The following is a 963-nucleotide window of genomic DNA, read 5'->3' on the forward strand; positions in this document are numbered from 1 at the left end:
CAGGCTCGTCCTCACCGCCGGCACCGCCGGCCGCGCCCTGCCCGACACCGCCCCGCTCCTCCGCCTCGACGACACCGCACTCCTCGCCCAGCTCGAACGCTCCCCCGACACCAACCCCACCGACGACACCCGCCTGCACCCCCTCCAACCCCTCCACCCCGCCTATCTCATCTACACCTCCGGCTCCACCGGAACTCCAAAGGGCGTCCTCGTCGCACAGGCTGGCGCGATCAATCTCTATCGCTGGTATGCCAATCAATATGGGCTCGCCGAAAAAACGCGCGTCTTGATCATTTCCTCCTATGCTTTCGATCTGACGATTAAGAATTTTTTCTCCACTCTGATATCAGGTGCAACGATCGTTCTTGCGCCCGAAAAACTTCTCGATGGCATCGATCTTGCTCACATAATCGAGTATCATCATGTCGATTTAGTGAATTGCGCCCCCTCACAATTTTATACATTGACTGACGCACTGAATTTCAGATCTCGCTCACTGCGGGGATTGCGTTTTGCAATCCTGGGCGGCGAGAGCATAAATTTTTCTGCCCTCAACGAAATCAGAGAACATGCACCAGATCTGCACTTTATCAACAGTTATGGCCCCACCGAAATTACTGATGTCTGCATCGATTCCGAAATTCAGGAGATCCCAGCAACGGGACTCGTTTCGGTACTCGGCCGTCCGATCTGGAACACGCGTGTGTATGTGCTGGACGGTGGGCTGCGTCCGGTGCCTGCGGGAGTGCCGGGGGAGCTGTACATCGCGGGGGCGGGTCTGGCGCGGGGCTATCTCAACCGCCCGGGCCTGACCGCCGAGCGCTTCGTCGCCTGCCCCTTCGGGCCTCCCGGCGCCCGCATGTACCGCACCGGCGACCTCGCCCGCTGGCGCCCCGACGGCGTCCTCGACTTCCTAGGCCGCGCCGACCACCAGCTCAAGATCCGCGGCTTCCGCATCGAGCC

The 963-nt window shown here is 60.4% G+C and carries 1 protein-coding gene; it reads left to right on the top strand.

Annotated features, from left to right (window positions below; genetic code table 11):
- Positions 1-963 (top strand): AMP-binding protein (locus AB4112_RS35980; RefSeq protein ID WP_441727265.1); only part of this gene is annotated, 963 nt, incomplete at both ends.

The sequence above is a fragment of the Inquilinus sp. 2KB_23 genome (genome assembly GCF_052115705.1).
In the GTDB taxonomy this organism is placed as follows: Bacteria; Pseudomonadota; Alphaproteobacteria; order DSM-16000; family Inquilinaceae; genus Inquilinus; species Inquilinus ginsengisoli_A.